The sequence below is a fragment of the Dongia sp. genome (assembly GCF_041909655.1).
GTDB lineage: Bacteria > Pseudomonadota > Alphaproteobacteria > Dongiales > Dongiaceae > Dongia.
In genome coordinates, this window is sequence record NZ_JAYRDA010000001.1 from 677,627 (window position 1) to 691,147 (window position 13,521).

The 13,521-nt window shown below is 64.1% G+C and carries 14 protein-coding genes; 11 read left to right on the forward strand and 3 right to left on the reverse strand.

The window, feature by feature from the left end:
- The first annotated feature begins 17 nt into the window (after positions 1-17).
- From ACE3PR_RS03010 to ACE3PR_RS03045, 8 genes are read left to right on the forward strand one after another with little or no spacing between them, the layout of a single operon-like run.
- On the forward strand, positions 18-1,601 hold the full coding sequence (locus tag ACE3PR_RS03010; protein WP_374367981.1) for an ABC transporter ATP-binding protein: 1,584 nt from the start codon (positions 18-20) through the stop codon (positions 1,599-1,601).
- Entirely contained in the window at positions 1,598-2,731 is a 1,134-nt protein-coding gene (locus tag ACE3PR_RS03015) for an ABC transporter permease (protein WP_374367983.1), read from the forward strand. The genes ACE3PR_RS03010 and ACE3PR_RS03015 overlap by 4 nt, the downstream gene beginning before the upstream one ends.
- Positions 2,724-3,698 carry an ABC transporter permease gene (locus tag ACE3PR_RS03020; protein ID WP_374367985.1) on the forward strand — a complete coding sequence of 325 codons (975 nt, stop codon included), beginning with the start codon at positions 2,724-2,726 and terminating at the stop codon, positions 3,696-3,698. The genes ACE3PR_RS03015 and ACE3PR_RS03020 overlap by 8 nt, the downstream gene beginning before the upstream one ends.
- Before the next feature lie 7 nt (positions 3,699-3,705).
- Positions 3,706-4,095 (forward strand): cytidine deaminase, encoded by a 390-nt coding sequence (locus ACE3PR_RS03025; RefSeq protein ID WP_374367987.1) that lies wholly within the window; start codon positions 3,706-3,708, stop codon positions 4,093-4,095.
- Positions 4,092-4,892, forward strand: a complete 801-nt coding sequence (locus ACE3PR_RS03030) for a purine-nucleoside phosphorylase (protein WP_374367989.1) — start codon at positions 4,092-4,094, stop codon at positions 4,890-4,892. Before ACE3PR_RS03025 ends, ACE3PR_RS03030 begins: the two co-directional genes overlap by 4 nt.
- Entirely contained in the window at positions 4,892-6,208 is a 1,317-nt protein-coding gene (gene deoA / locus ACE3PR_RS03035) for a thymidine phosphorylase (RefSeq protein ID WP_374367991.1), read from the forward strand. The genes ACE3PR_RS03030 and deoA overlap by 1 nt, the downstream gene beginning before the upstream one ends.
- Positions 6,209-6,221: 13 nt before the next feature.
- Positions 6,222-7,442 (forward strand): phosphopentomutase, encoded by a 1,221-nt coding sequence (locus tag ACE3PR_RS03040; RefSeq protein ID WP_374367993.1) that lies wholly within the window; start codon positions 6,222-6,224, stop codon positions 7,440-7,442.
- Positions 7,442-8,305, forward strand: a complete 864-nt coding sequence (locus ACE3PR_RS03045; RefSeq protein WP_374367995.1) for a phytanoyl-CoA dioxygenase family protein — start codon at positions 7,442-7,444, stop codon at positions 8,303-8,305. The genes ACE3PR_RS03040 and ACE3PR_RS03045 overlap by 1 nt, the downstream gene beginning before the upstream one ends.
- A 78-nt stretch (positions 8,306-8,383) precedes the next feature.
- Here the strand turns inward: ACE3PR_RS03045 and ACE3PR_RS03050 are convergent, their stop codons facing one another.
- Both ACE3PR_RS03050 and ACE3PR_RS03055 read right to left on the reverse strand, forming a co-directional pair.
- The gene (locus ACE3PR_RS03050; RefSeq protein WP_374367997.1) at positions 8,384-8,671 is read right to left on the reverse strand and encodes a GIY-YIG nuclease family protein; all 288 of its coding nucleotides are present in this window, start codon (positions 8,669-8,671) and stop codon (positions 8,384-8,386) included.
- A gap of 67 nt (positions 8,672-8,738) precedes the next feature.
- Positions 8,739-9,518, reverse strand: a complete 780-nt coding sequence (locus ACE3PR_RS03055) for a helix-turn-helix domain-containing protein (RefSeq protein WP_374367999.1) — start codon at positions 9,516-9,518, stop codon at positions 8,739-8,741.
- Positions 9,519-9,625: 107 nt separating this feature from the next.
- On the opposite strand from ACE3PR_RS03055, the gene ACE3PR_RS03060 reads away from it, so the two are divergent.
- From ACE3PR_RS03060 to ACE3PR_RS03070, 3 genes are all read left to right on the forward strand, one after another.
- Positions 9,626-10,879 carry an MFS transporter gene (locus ACE3PR_RS03060; RefSeq protein WP_374368001.1) on the forward strand — a complete coding sequence of 418 codons (1,254 nt, stop codon included), beginning with the start codon at positions 9,626-9,628 and terminating at the stop codon, positions 10,877-10,879.
- 148 nt (positions 10,880-11,027) lie between these two features.
- Positions 11,028-11,513 (forward strand): hypothetical protein, encoded by a 486-nt coding sequence (locus tag ACE3PR_RS03065; protein WP_374368003.1) that lies wholly within the window; start codon positions 11,028-11,030, stop codon positions 11,511-11,513.
- 141 nt (positions 11,514-11,654) lie between these two features.
- Positions 11,655-12,890, forward strand: a complete 1,236-nt coding sequence (locus tag ACE3PR_RS03070) for a multidrug effflux MFS transporter (RefSeq protein ID WP_374368005.1) — start codon at positions 11,655-11,657, stop codon at positions 12,888-12,890.
- Here ACE3PR_RS03070 and thpR read toward each other — a convergent pair.
- Positions 12,887-13,450: an RNA 2',3'-cyclic phosphodiesterase gene (thpR, locus tag ACE3PR_RS03075; protein WP_374368006.1), complete on the reverse strand. Its 564-nt coding sequence runs from the start codon at positions 13,448-13,450 to the stop codon at positions 12,887-12,889. The genes ACE3PR_RS03070 and thpR overlap by 4 nt on opposite strands.
- Between the last annotated feature and the right edge of the window lie 71 nt (positions 13,451-13,521).

Here is a 13,521-nt window from a genome sequence, read left to right on the forward strand (position 1 = left end):
CGCGTCCCGGCAGTCTCATGCCGCAAGTGACCGATGCTACGGCAACGGCGGTGCCCGATAGGGCGCCGCCGTTCGCCATTGAACTGATCGGCATCGACAAGAGCTTCGGCGCCGTCCATGCCAATCGCGACGTCTCCATCGCCATCGCAAAAGGTGCCGTTCATGGCATCATCGGCGAGAACGGCGCCGGCAAATCGACCCTGATGTCGATCCTTTACGGTTTTTATGAGGCCGATCGCGGCGAGATCCGCGTGAACGGTAAACCTGTCACCATCCGCTCTTCATCGGCGGCCATCGCTGCCGGGATCGGCATGGTGCACCAGCATTTCATGCTGGTCGATACCTTCACCGTGCTTGAGAACGTGATGCTCGGCGCTGAGGGCGGTGCGCTGCTCAAGGAAGGTGCGGTGAAGGCGCGCGCCGAATTGCAGCGCCTCGCCAGCGAATTCGGCCTCGGGCTCGATCTCGATGCCCGCATCGGCGATCTGCCGGTGGGCGACCAGCAGCGCGTCGAGATCCTGAAGGCGCTGTTCCGTCATTGCGAAGTGCTGATCCTCGACGAACCCACCGGCGTGCTGACGCCGCAGGAAACCGAGCAACTCTTCCGAATCCTGCGCGCACTCAAGGAGCGCGGCGTCACCATTCTCCTCATCACCCACAAGCTCAAGGAAGTGCTCGCCATCACCGATCATGTGACAGTGATGCGCCGGGGCCAGGTGGTGGCCGACCGTCGCACGGCGGAAACCAATGCGACCGAGCTCGCCGAATTGATGGTCGGGCGCAAGGTGCGCCTCGATCTCGACAAGGCCGTGGCCAGCCCGGGCGATCCGGAAATGACCGTCGAGGATCTGGGCCTCGTCGATTCCCGCGGCGTCACGCGCCTCGCTGAGATCAGCTTCACCCTGCGCGGCGGCGAGATCGTCGGCATCGCGGGCGTTTCCGGCAATGGCCAGAGCGAGCTCCTCGAAGTGCTCTCCGGCATCCAGGCGCCCACCAGCGGCCGCATCAAGCTTCGCGACACCGAAATCAACGCCGCTCAGCCTAGCGATCCCGCCACCTTGCGCAAGCTGGGTGTCGCCCATGTGCCGGAGGACCGCCATCGCCTCGGCCTTGTCACCGGCTTTGCCGCCTGGGAATCGGCGGCGCTTGGCTATCAGGACGATCCCGAACTCGGCGGTCGCTTTCTGCTCTCGCCCAAGGCGATGCAGGCGCGTTGCGGCGATCTCATGCAGGGTTTCGACGTGCGCCCGCCCAATCCGATGCTAGGCTCCAGCAAATTCAGCGGCGGCAACCAGCAGAAGCTTATTCTTGCGCGCGAGATGGTGCATGGCCCGCGCATCCTCATCGTTGGCCAGCCGACCCGGGGCGTCGATATCGGCGCCATCGAATTCATCCACCGCGAGATCGTGGCCATGCGCGACAAGGGTTGTGCCATCCTGCTGGTCTCGGTGGAACTCGACGAGATCCTGGCGCTCGCCGATCGCATCCTGGTCATGAATCAAGGCCGCATCGTCGGCGAGATCGCTGGCGACAAGGCCGATGAGCAAAAACTGGGTGTGATGATGGCCGGCTGTGCCCTCGACGAGCGGGCGGCGTCATGAGTACCAACCCCACGCAACTTCCGCGCTGGATCGATATCGGCGTGCTGCCCATCCTCAACGTCCTCATGGCGCTGGTCATCGCCGGCATCATCGTGGCGGCGATTGGCGCCGATCCCTTTGCCGCCATCGGCTGGCTGATCCAGGGCGCCTTTGGCAGCGGTTATGCATGGGGCTACACGCTTTATTATGCGACCAGTTTCATCTTCACCGGCCTCGCCGTGGCGGTCGCCTTCCATGCCGGCCTCTTCAATATCGGCGGGGAAGGGCAGGCCTATATCGGCGGCCTCGGCGCCGGCCTCGTGGCGCTCGCCTTCGACAACGTTCTCCCGGCGCCGGTCCTCCTGCCGCTCGCGATCCTCGGCGCCGCCGCTTTCGGCGCCGGCTGGGCGATCGTGCCGGCCTATCTCCAGGCCTATCGCGGCAGCCACATCGTCATCACGACGATCATGTTCAACTTTCTCGCCTCGGCCCTCATGGTCTATGTCATGGTCGATCTCCTGATCGAGCCCGGCCAGATGTCCGCCCATAGCCGCGAATTTGCGACCAATGCCTGGCTTCCCACCATGCGCGAGACCTTGGGCCTGATCGGCATCGACATGGCGGATTCGCCGCTCAACCTCTCGCTCTTCTGGGCGCTCGCCTGCTGCTTCCTGGTCTGGCTCTTTATCTGGCGCGCACGTCTTGGTTACGAGATTCGTGCGACCGGCTTGTCGCCCCGCGCAGCCGTTTATGCCGGCATCCGCCCGGTACGCGTGACGATCATCGCCATGGCGCTCTCCGGCGCCCTCGCGGGTTCCGTCGGCGTCAACGAGATCCTCGGGCTGCAGCATCGCCTGCTGCTCGATTTCGTGGCCGGCGCCGGCTTCACTGGTATCGCGGTCGCTCTCATGGGCCGCAACCATCCGATCGGCATCATCCTTGCCAGCCTCCTCTTCGGCGCGCTCTATCAGGGCGGGGCGGAACTCGCCTTCGAGATCCCGACCATCACCCGCGACATGATTATCACCATCCAGGGCCTCATCATCCTGTTCTCCGGGGCGCTCGCCTATATGAACCGGCCCTGGGTCGAGCGGCTCTACCTGCGCTTTGCCGCGCGCCGGGCCGCAATCGAGGCGCCGGCCCATGGATGATCTCTTCTATCTCGCGGTCTCGACCTTCGCCGCCACCCTGCGCCTTGCGACACCGCTCATTCTCTGCGCCATGGCGGGCCTCATCTCGGAGCGCGCCGGCGTTATCGATATCGGCCTCGAGGGCAAGATGCTGGCCGGCGCCTTTGCCGCCGCCGTCATCGCTGCCGTGACCGGCTCTGCCTATCTCGCCCTGCTTGCCGGCCTCGCCGTTGCCGTTCTGCTCTCCCTGGTGCACGGGCTTGCCTGCATCACCTATCGCGGTGACCAGGTGGTTTCGGGTGTTGCCATCAACATCATCGCCGCCGGCATGACGGTCGTGCTTGGCAATGCCTGGTTCGGGCGCGGTGGCTCGACGCCGGATCTCGGGCCGGAAGCGCGTTTCATGCCCGCGCATTTCCCCGCCGCCGCCGCGCTCCGCGATGTGCCGGTGATCGGCCCGATCTATGCCGACATCATCAGCGGCCATACCTTGCTCACTTATCTCGCTTTGGCCCTGGTGCCGCTGGTCTGGTTCCTGCTCTACCGCACCCGTTTCGGTCTCCGCCTGCGCGCGGTGGGCGAGGCGCCGGCGGTGGTGGATACCGCCGGCATCTCGGTCATTCGGCTGCGCTACACCGCGGTGATGCTGGCGGGGCTGCTCTGCGGCATCGCCGGTACCTTCCTCGCCATCGCCCAGAACGCAGCCTTCCAACGCGAGATGACGGCGGGGCGCGGCTTCATTGCGCTTGCTGCGATGATTTTCGGCAAATGGCGGCCCTGGCCCGCTTTCTTCGCCTGCCTGCTGTTCGGTTTCCTGGATGCGGTTTCGATCCGCCTGCAGGGCGTCGTGCTGCCGGGGATCGGCCCGGTGCCGGTTCCCTTGATCCAGGCCTTGCCCTATATCCTCACCATCGTGCTGCTGGCCGGTTTCATCGGCAAGGCCATGGCGCCCAAGGCGCTGGGCCAACCCTATGTCAAGGAGCGTTGATAGATCCATGGATGCGAAATTGTTCGACGCCGCCAAGGCGGCGATGGCCCGTGCCTATGCGCCCTATTCGAAATTCTCGGTGGGGGCGGCGATCCTCGCCGAGGATGGCCGCATCTATGCCGGCTGCAATGTCGAGAACGCCTCGTTCCCGGAAGGCTGGTGCGCCGAGACCTCGGCTCTGGGCGCCATGGTGACGGCGGGCGCCACGCGCATCCGCGAGATCGCGGTCATCGGCGCCTCGGCGCTCACCACACCTTGCGGCGGTTGCCGCCAGCGCCTGGCTGAATTCGGTGCTGCCGACACGCCGGTTCATATTTGCGGGCCGGAAGGCCACCGCAAGACCTTCCGTCTGGGCGAATTGCTGCCCGCCGCCTTTGACAAGGACCATCTCGGATGAATCCCGACATTCAAGCGATCCTTGGCCAGCGCGCGCCGGACTTCCGAGCAAAGATCGGCATGGTGCTGGGGTCCGGCATGGGCGGTTTCGCCGATACGCTCGCCGATGCCATTTCGATCCCCTATGCCGATCTGCCGGGCTTCGGTCGCTCGGGGGTGAGCGGCCATGCCGGTCGCCTGGTACTGGGCAGGATCGGCGCGACATCCATCGCGGCACTTCAGGGCCGCGTTCATTACTACGAACGCGGCGATGCGGGTGCCATGCAGGTGCCGATCGCGACCCTCGCCGGCCTCGGCTGCGAAATGCTCGTCGCCACCAATGCCGCCGGTTCGCTTAAATCCGACATGGGGCCGGGCTCCTTGATGCTGATCGCCGACCACCTCAACCTCACGCAAGTCTCGCCGCTTTTCGACGTCGAGGGTGACAATCGCTTCGTCGACATGGTCGATGCCTATGATCCCGCCTTGCGCATGGCCATGAAGGAGAAGGCCGCCGCCCTCGAGATCAAATTGCATGAAGGCGTCTATGCCTGGGTCTCCGGCCCCCATTTCGAAACCCCGGCCGAGATCCGCATGCTGCAGACCATGGGCGCCGATGCGGTCGGCATGTCGACCGTGCCCGATGTCATCCTGGCTCGCTACCATGGCATGAAGGTCATGGGCGTCAGCGCCATCACCAATCTTGGTGCCGGCATGAGTGACGGCAATCTCAGCCACGAACACACCATGTCGCAGATGCTGGCGGCCTCCGGCCAGCTCTCGCGGTTGCTGCGCGCCTGGATCGAAGGCCTCGCCTGATGCTGCCGCAGGAAATCATCCGCAAGAAGCGGGACAAACAACGCCTCACCGAAGCCGAGATTCAGTTCTTCGTCTCTGGGATCACCTCGAAGGCGGTGAGCGAAGGCCAGATCGCGGCCTTCGCCATGGCGGTCTTCTTCAACGGCATGGACATGACCGAACGCGTGGCCTTGACGCGCGCGATGATGTCGTCCGGCAATGTCCTTGACTGGTCCGCCCTGCGCCTTGACGGGCCCATCCTCGACAAGCATTCGACCGGCGGCGTCGGCGACAAGACCTCGCTGATCCTGGGACCGATCATGGCGGCCTGCGGCTGTTACGTGCCCATGATCTCCGGTCGCGGCCTCGGTCATACGGGGGGCACGCTCGACAAATTCGACGCTATTCCCGGCTACCAAACCGCGCCCGATCTCGATACCTTCCGCAAGGTGGTGAAGGAGGCGGGCTGCGCCATCATCGGCCAGACCGCCGATCTGGCGCCCGCCGACCGCCGCTTCTACGCGATCCGCGACGTGACGGCGACGGTGGAATCCGTGGCGCTCATCACGGCCTCGATCCTCTCGAAGAAACTCGCCGCCGGCCTCCAGGGTCTGGTGATGGATGTGAAGACCGGATCTGGTGCCTTCGCCGCCGAGCTCGAAATGGCGCGCGAGCTCGCTGATTCCATCGTCCGCGTCTCCAACGGGGCCGGCGTCAAGACCAGCGCCCTCATCACCGACATGAATCAGGTCCTCGGCCGCACGGCGGGGAATGCCGTCGAGATGCAGGAATCGATCGATTGTCTCAAAGGTGCGGCGACCGATCCGCGTCTCCTCGATTGCACCCTGGCCTTGTGCGCGGAACTGCTCGTCATCGGCGGCAAGGCAGCCGATACCCGCGAAGGCCGCCACATCGCCGAACGCGCCCTCAGCTCGGGCCGCGCCGCCGAACACTTCCAGCGCATGGTGGTGGGCCTCGGCGGTCCCGCCGATTTCCTGGAACGCCCGGACAAGTATCTTGTTAAGGCTCCGGTGACCTTGCCTTGCTATCCCGAGGAACCGGGCATAATCCACAGCATGGATGTACGCGCGATCGGCATGGCCGTGGTCGCCTTGGGAGGTGGCCGCACCAGACCCGAGGACCCAATCGACCACCGCGTCGGCCTCACCGACATCGTGGGTCTTGGTGCCGAAATCGGCCCGGACAAACCCATCGCTTTGATCCACGCCGCCGACGAATCTTCGGCCGCGATTGCCATGGACCGCCTCCGCCGCGCCATCCGTGTGACCGGTCCCGCCGGCCGCGACGGTCCGGTGGTGATCGAAGAGCTACGGTGAGTTAGAATAGAACATGACCAACCGCGCTTTCATTCTGGTGATGGATTCCTTCGGCATCGGCGCCGCACCCGATGCCGCGCGTTTCGGCGACCAGGATGCCGACACCCTGGGCCATATCGCCGCTGCCTGCGCGGCGGGGCAGGCGGATCGCATGGGGATCCGCCAGGGCAAATTGCGCGTGCCCAACCTTGCGCGTCTTGGTCTTGGCCGCGCCGCGGAACTCGCCGGCGGCGAGGTGCCGGTCGGCCTCGAAACCGCCGAGACCATTGGTGCCTATGGCGCGGCGGCGGAACTATCCGCCGGCAAGGATACGCCGAGTGGTCATTGGGAAATGGCGGGCTGTCCGGTGCCGGTCGATTGGGGCTATTTCCCGCACACGATCCCGGCTTTCCCCGCGGAATTTCTCGAAGCCTTCCAGCGCGAGGCGAATATTCCCGGCATTCTCGGCAATTGCCACGCCTCCGGCACGGAGATCCTGGACCGGCTCGGCGAGGAGCATATCCGTACGCGTTATCCCATCTGCTACACCTCGGCAGATTCCGTTTTCCAGATCGCGGCCCACGAGCAGCATTTCGGTCTTGAGCGCCTGCTCGACATCTGCGCCGTCGCCAAAAGATTGCTCGAACCCTATCGCATCGCCCGCGTCATCGCCCGGCCCTTCCTCGGCGAGAAGAGCGGCGCCTTCCAGCGCACCGCCAATCGCCGCGACCTCACCACGCCGCCGCCCGAACCCACCTTGCTCGACGTCCTGAAGGAAGCGGGGCGCGAGGTGATTTCCGTGGGCAAGATCGCCGACATCTTCGGCGGTCGTGGCCTCACGCAGAAACTGAAGGCCCCCGACAACGCGGCCCTCGCCGATGTGACGCTGGATTGCGTCGCTAAGGCCCCGGCCGGCAGCCTCACCTTCACCAATTTCGTCGATTTCGACACGCTCTTCGGTCATCGCCGCGACGTGGTGGGTTATGCGACGGCGCTCGAAGCCTTCGATGCGCGGCTGCCATCCTTCATGGCGGCCCTCCGCCCCGGCGACCTTGCCCTCATCACCGCCGATCACGGCTGCGATCCCACCGCGCCGGGTACCGATCACACCCGCGAATTCGTGCCGGCGATCTTCTTCGGCCCGGCAGCGCCCAAGATGTCGCTCGGCCGCCGCGACAGCTTCGCCGATATGGGCCAGACCCTCGCCAAACATCTCGGCATCAACCCCCTCAAACATGGCAAGGCCTGCTTCTGATGTCGGCGCCACGTTTTACTGCCACCGATCATGGCCTCTCACCTGAAATGCGCGCGGCCTTCGAGACCGACGGCTACCTGCTGATCGAGGATTTCGTCACGCCCGATATGTGCGATCGCCTGATCGCGCGTGCCAACGCGTTGGTCGAGGGTTTCGATGCGGCGGCGCAGCGCACAATCTTCTCGACCAAATCCGTGGCCCATGCCGCCGACCGCTACTTCCAGGAATCTGGTGATTCCATCCGCTTCTTCCTGGAGGAGGAGGCGCTGGACGCGGCTGGCAATCTCACGCGGCCGAAGGCGCTTGCCATCAACAAGCTCGGTCATGCCATGCATGACCTCGATCCCGTCTTCTCGGCGTTCTCGCGCCAGCCACGCCTTGCCGCCCTCGCGCGGGGCTTGTTCCGCGATCCGCTGCTGCTGCAATCCATGTACATCTTCAAGCAGCCCGGCATCGGCGGCGAGGTTTCCTGGCATCAGGATTCCACCTATCTCTATACCGAGCCGATGAGCTGCATCGGCTTCTGGTTCGCCCTCGAAGATGCCGATGCCTCGAATGGCGGCATGCTGGCGATGCCCGGCGCCCATCGCGGTTCCTTGCGCAAGCGCTTCCGGCATGTCGGTGATAGCCTCATCACCGAAACGCTCGATGAAGCCCCCTGGCCCGATGCAACCCCCGTCGCGCTCAACGCACGCAAGGGCTCGCTGGTGGTCCTTCACGGCCTGCTGCCCCATTACAGCAGCCCCAACCGCTCCCCCCGCTCGCGCCACGCCTACACGCTCCATGTGATCGACGCCGCCGCCACCTATCCCGCCGACAACTGGCTGCGGCGAGGGGCACATCTGCCCCTCAAGGGGTTTTGAGCGCCTAGCTCTTTCCCGACTGCAAGCAAACTCGTGGATGGTCGGCCTTCGCCGACCATGACAGGTAGTTTCGAATTTCTATTCCATCAGCGTCTCATAGAGGTCGATCCAATCTGGGTTATCTTTGACGATCAATCGGACCTTCCATGCGCGCCTCCATCCTTTGACCGTTTTTTCGCGCTGGATGGCGGCGTTGATATCGTCATGCCCTTCGAAATAGACCAATTGATTAATGCCATATCGCTTCGTGAAACCAGCGATGGTTCCTGTTCTGTGCTCCCAGATCCGCTTGGCTAAATCTGTGGTGACGCCCACATAGAGCGAGCCGTTGGGACGATTGCTGAGGATGTAAACCCATGCGTACATCTTCGTAACTCTATAATTGTCATGGTCGGCGAAGGCCGACCATCCACGAGTTTCTTCTACTAAGGTCTCACCCCGCCGCCGCCTCCAGATAGCGGCTGGGCGGGAAGCCCAGGGTCTTGCGGAACATCGTCGTGAAGGCTGCCGGGCTTTCATAGCCGAGATCGAGGGCGATCGCGGTCACGGCCTCGCCTTGCGCGAGGCGGGGGAGGGCGGCGAAGAGGCAGGCGCGCCTGGCCCAGGCCGCAAGGCTCATGCCGCATTCCAGCTTGAAATGCCGCGTCAGCGTGCGCCGGCTCATGGCCAGCGCATCTGCCCAATCGTCGATCTTCACGCTTGCCTGCGGCGCGCGGATGAACTTCTGGCAATGCCGCACCAGCTTCGGGTCGCGCGGCAAGGGCAAGGAGAGCGGCAAGACGGGGAGGGCGCGCAATTCGGCGATCAGCAATTCCATGGCAAGGCCGTCGCGCCCGTCGATGTCGTACTCGACCTCGATATCGACCGCGCGCAACACCAGCGCCCGCATCAGCGGCGACATCGCCAGCACCTGGCATTTGTCGTGGAAGCCCGCCAGCCGCTCGTGCGTCACATAGATGCTCCTGACCTCGACCGGCCCGATCGCGCGCACGCTGTGATCGATGCCGGGCGGAATCCACACCGCCTGGTCCGGCGGCACGATCCAGGCGCCATGCTCGGTGATCACCGTCATCACGCCGGTGGCGCCGTAGAGCAGCTGCCCGCGCGTGTGCCGATGGGTCTCGATCTCGAAATCATGCGGCCAGTCATTGCCCACCGCCACCACGGGGCGCGCCACGGCTTCGTAATCCTTGCTGCGGACATTCCGGACCATGCACGGCCTCTCAATGTGGCCCAAATTCGAAAGAATATGACCCATTATGGCAAGCAGGCCGAGATTTGTGGAGTAAATTCGCCTGGAATACCGCTCAGGAGACGACATTGACCATCGAGGCGAACAATCCGGTGAGTGCAGCCGACCTCAACCCGGCCCGCGCGCAGGCGAGTCATCACACCGGCGACCAGACCCGCACTTTGGTCCTGGTGACGATCAGTTGCTGCCACATGCTCAACGACATGATGCAATCGCTTCTGCTCGCCATCTATCCGATGCTGAAATCGAACTACGCGCTCGATTTCGGCCAGATCGGTCTCATCACGCTCACTTTCCAGGCGACCGCCTCGCTGCTGCAGCCGATCGTCGGCCTCTATACCGATCACCGGCCAAAGAATTACGCGCTCTCCATGGGCATGGGCTTCACCTTCGCCGGCCTCATGCTGCTCGCCTTCGCGGATTCCTTTCCGCTCATTCTCTGCGCGGCGGCTCTCGTCGGCATGGGCTCCTCGATCTTCCATCCGGAATCCTCGCGCATTGCCCGGCTCGCTTCCGGCGGCCGCCACGGCTTTGCGCAATCGCTCTTCCAGGTGGGGGGCAATATCGGCTCGGCGGTGGGACCGCTGGTCGCCGCCTGGTTCATCGTGCCACATGGCCAGGGTGCCATCGGCTGGTTCTCGATCGCGGCCCTCGTCGCCATAGCACTCTTGGCCGGTATCGGCACCTGGTACAAGAACCACCGCGCGGAACTCGCACGCCGTCCGCGCAGTGCCCCGCAGGGCCACACGCTCTCGCGCAATCATGTCATCGGCATTATCGCGGTGCTGCTGGTACTGCTCTTCTCGAAATATTTCTACACGGCGAGTCTGAGCAGCTATTACACCTTCTATCTGATCGAGAAGTTCGGCGTGTCACTGCCCGACGCGCAGATATATCTCTTCCTGTTCTTGGGCTCGGTGGCGCTCGGCACCATCCTGGGCGGTCCCATCGGCGACCGCGTCGGACCCAAGCGCGTGATCTGGGGCTCGATCCTCGGCGTGCTACCTTTCACCCTCATCCTGCCGCATGTAGGGCTCATCTGGACCGTGATCCTCACGGTGCCGATTGGCCTCATCCTCGCCTCCGCCTTCGCCGCCATCGTCGTCTATGGACAGGAGCTTATTCCCGGCAAGGTCGGCATGGTGGCCGGGCTCTTCTTCGGCTTCGCCTTCGGCATGGGCGGTATCGGTGCCGCGGTGCTGGGCGAGCTTGCCGATTGGACCGACATCACTTTCGTCTACCAGCTCTGTGCCTTCCTGCCGGCCTTGGGACTCTTCGCCGCCTTCCTGCCGGATCTCGGTGGCAAGCGCCGCCACCGCTGACGCCCGCATTTGACGCGAATGTGAAGTGCCCGTGACAGCGCTCACATCGCCTGCCATTGCACAATCCTGCCAGCCGCGATAGTTAGAGCGGAAGGGGACGCTCATGAACGACGCCGCCCGGATGGGGTCGGCGGGAGATAATGTGCGAATGACAAAAAGATTTCTGCTTCTGGGCGCGGCCACGCTGGCGATCGCCGGCATCGCCGCCGGCATGTTGCTGCGGCCGGGCCTCGCCGATGCCGAGGAGCCCTTTGCCGGGTCCTGGGACGTGGTCGATGTGCAGCCGGCGCCCTGGGTCGAAGGTGGCGCACAGGCGCCGATCCACGAGGAGATTGCCAAGGGCCGCATCACTTTCATGGCGAATTCGGTCCAGGCGCCTGGCTTCCTCAATTGCGACAAGGCGCATTTCGAAATCACTAAGGTGCCGCCGGAATTTCTGTTCCAGGGCGGATTGACCGATCCCACCACCCAGGCCGCGGCCATGGGCTATAAGGGCGGCGAGATCGAGAATCTCGCCATGACCTGCGAGAGTGGCGACGCCGACATCTCCATGGATTTCAGCCTGATCGAGGATGGCGTGATCGTCTTCGCCCTCGACAACATGATCTACCGCATGCAGCGCGTGACGGAATAAAGTCTGCCGCCGCATAGCACCCATACGGTGAGTGCGGTGGACCTCGGGCCGGCCGGCGCCTAATGTTACTGCATCACGTCACCCATCGGGCCGCTTTCACGGGCGGCCCGATGCGTTTGTTGCGATCGGACCGCTTTCGTCATGCAAGTTTCTCCATCCTCCAGCACGTCCGCCGGCCCCGCCAAGCCGGGCGTCGAATTCGTGGTGCTGCTGGCCCTAACCATTTCCCTGGTCGCACTCGCCATCGATTCCATGCTGCCGGCCTTGCCCGACATCGCCCGCGATCTCGGCGCCACTGATCCCAACGACCGGCAGATGGTGATCACCATCCTCTTCGCCGGCTTCGGCATCGCGCAGATCCTCTATGGCCCGGTTTCGGACAGCGTGGGCCGCAAGCCCGCGATCTATGCCGGCTTCGCCATCTTCACCCTGGGCAGCATCGTCTGCCTCGCCGCGAATGATTTCGACACCATGCTGATCGGCCGCTTCCTGCAAGGCTTCGGGGCTGCGGGACCGCGCACCGTCACCATCGCCATGGTGCGCGACCGCTTCGAGGGCCGCGCCATGGCCCGGATCATGTCGCTGGTGACCTCGGTCTTCATCCTGGTGCCGGTGCTGGCACCCTCGATCGGCCAGGGCATCATGCTGCTCTCGTCCTGGCACGCGATCTTCTGGATGCTGCTCATCCTCGGCATGCTGACGGCGCTCTGGTTCGCCCTGCGCCTGCCGGAGACGCTCGATCTTTCGCGCCGGCGCGAGCTTTCCCTGGGCCGCATCCTGCGCGCCATCGTCGAGGTATTCCGCAATAGAATCTCCCTGGGCTACATGACGGCGACCGGCCTCGTCTTCGGTGCCTTCATCGGCTATCTCGCTTCCTCGCAGCAGATCTTTCAGGAGATGTACGGCGTCGGTAAATGGTTCTCGGTCTGCTTCGGCGTCCTCGCAGTGTCCTTCGGCGCGGCCTCGCTCCTCAATGCCAAGCTGGTGATGCGCTTCGGCATGCGCCTGCTCTCCAACCGCGCGCAATGGGCCCATACCCTGCTCTCGGTCGCCTTCGCTTTCGTCGCCATCGTCTATGACGGCCAGCCGCCTTTGGCCCTCTTCATGGCCTATATGATGACGACCTTCTTCATGGTCGGCATCCTGTTCGGGAATTTCAACGCACTCTCGATGGCACCCCTGGGCCATATCGCGGGCGTGGGTGCCGCGGTGATCGGCGCCTTCACCACCTTCGTCTCGGTGGGCAGCGGTGCCGTCATCGGCCATGCCTATCAGGGCACGATCCAGCCATTGGTGATCGGCTTTGCCATTCTCGGCGTGCTCTCGCTTTGCGCCACCCGCTGGGCTGAAAGCGGCCGCTCAGGCGAGACGCTCTAACCCAGCGCTGTCCGGTACATCGCGTTTTGCGAGAGGTCGTAGGAGCGCTCGGCGTGATAGATCGGCGTCTCGCTGCCGAGATGGCTGGAGAACAGGGTGAATTGCGTCACCTCGAACGGATCCGAGCGGAAGAGGTTATGCATGGCGAGATATTGCTGCAGCTTGTGCGGCGGCGGGTCCTTGGGCCGTGCCAGCGTCACATGCGGCCGGTAATTCTGCCCCTCGGGCGTGAGCCCGGCACGCACCACCGCCGATTCGACCTTGCCCTGGAGATGGGTGAGAGCCGGTTCTTTGGCGACGCCCGCCCAGATCGCCTTCACCCGCCCGCCACTCGCGAAATGCCCGACCTCGGCCAGGCGCAGGATGAAACTTGGCGCCCGGATGCCGGCCAAAGCCGCATCGACATAATCGAGATCGCGTCCGTCAAGTTCGCCCAGGAAGCGGAGCGTGATGTGGAAGTTTTCCGGCGGGACCCATTTAGTCGTCGGCAAACCGCCGCAGAGCAGGCGCAATTGCCAGCGCACCTGGTCGGGCAGGGAAAGGGCCACGAAAAGGCGCATCACACACCTGCCGGAAAAAATACGGCCGAATCGCCACTCCGGCCATCATATCAGCGAACCCGATGACAGAA

Coding starts and splice junctions, on each gene's coding strand:
- ACE3PR_RS03010 (WP_374367981.1), top strand. CDS start 18: ATGCCGCAAGTGACCGATGCTACGGCAACGGCGGTGCCCGATAGGGCG.
- ACE3PR_RS03015 (WP_374367983.1), top strand. CDS start 1,598: ATGAGTACCAACCCCACGCAACTTCCGCGCTGGATCGATATCGGCGTG.
- ACE3PR_RS03020 (WP_374367985.1), top strand. CDS start 2,724: ATGGATGATCTCTTCTATCTCGCGGTCTCGACCTTCGCCGCCACCCTG.
- ACE3PR_RS03025 (WP_374367987.1), top strand. CDS start 3,706: ATGGATGCGAAATTGTTCGACGCCGCCAAGGCGGCGATGGCCCGTGCC.
- ACE3PR_RS03030 (WP_374367989.1), top strand. CDS start 4,092: ATGAATCCCGACATTCAAGCGATCCTTGGCCAGCGCGCGCCGGACTTC.
- deoA (WP_374367991.1), top strand. CDS start 4,892: ATGCTGCCGCAGGAAATCATCCGCAAGAAGCGGGACAAACAACGCCTC.
- ACE3PR_RS03040 (WP_374367993.1), top strand. CDS start 6,222: ATGACCAACCGCGCTTTCATTCTGGTGATGGATTCCTTCGGCATCGGC.
- ACE3PR_RS03045 (WP_374367995.1), top strand. CDS start 7,442: ATGTCGGCGCCACGTTTTACTGCCACCGATCATGGCCTCTCACCTGAA.
- ACE3PR_RS03050 (WP_374367997.1), bottom strand. CDS start 8,671: ATGTACGCATGGGTTTACATCCTCAGCAATCGTCCCAACGGCTCGCTC.
- ACE3PR_RS03055 (WP_374367999.1), bottom strand. CDS start 9,518: ATGGTCCGGAATGTCCGCAGCAAGGATTACGAAGCCGTGGCGCGCCCC.
- ACE3PR_RS03065 (WP_374368003.1), top strand. CDS start 11,028: ATGACAAAAAGATTTCTGCTTCTGGGCGCGGCCACGCTGGCGATCGCC.
- ACE3PR_RS03070 (WP_374368005.1), top strand. CDS start 11,655: ATGCAAGTTTCTCCATCCTCCAGCACGTCCGCCGGCCCCGCCAAGCCG.
- thpR (WP_374368006.1), bottom strand. CDS start 13,450: ATGCGCCTTTTCGTGGCCCTTTCCCTGCCCGACCAGGTGCGCTGGCAA.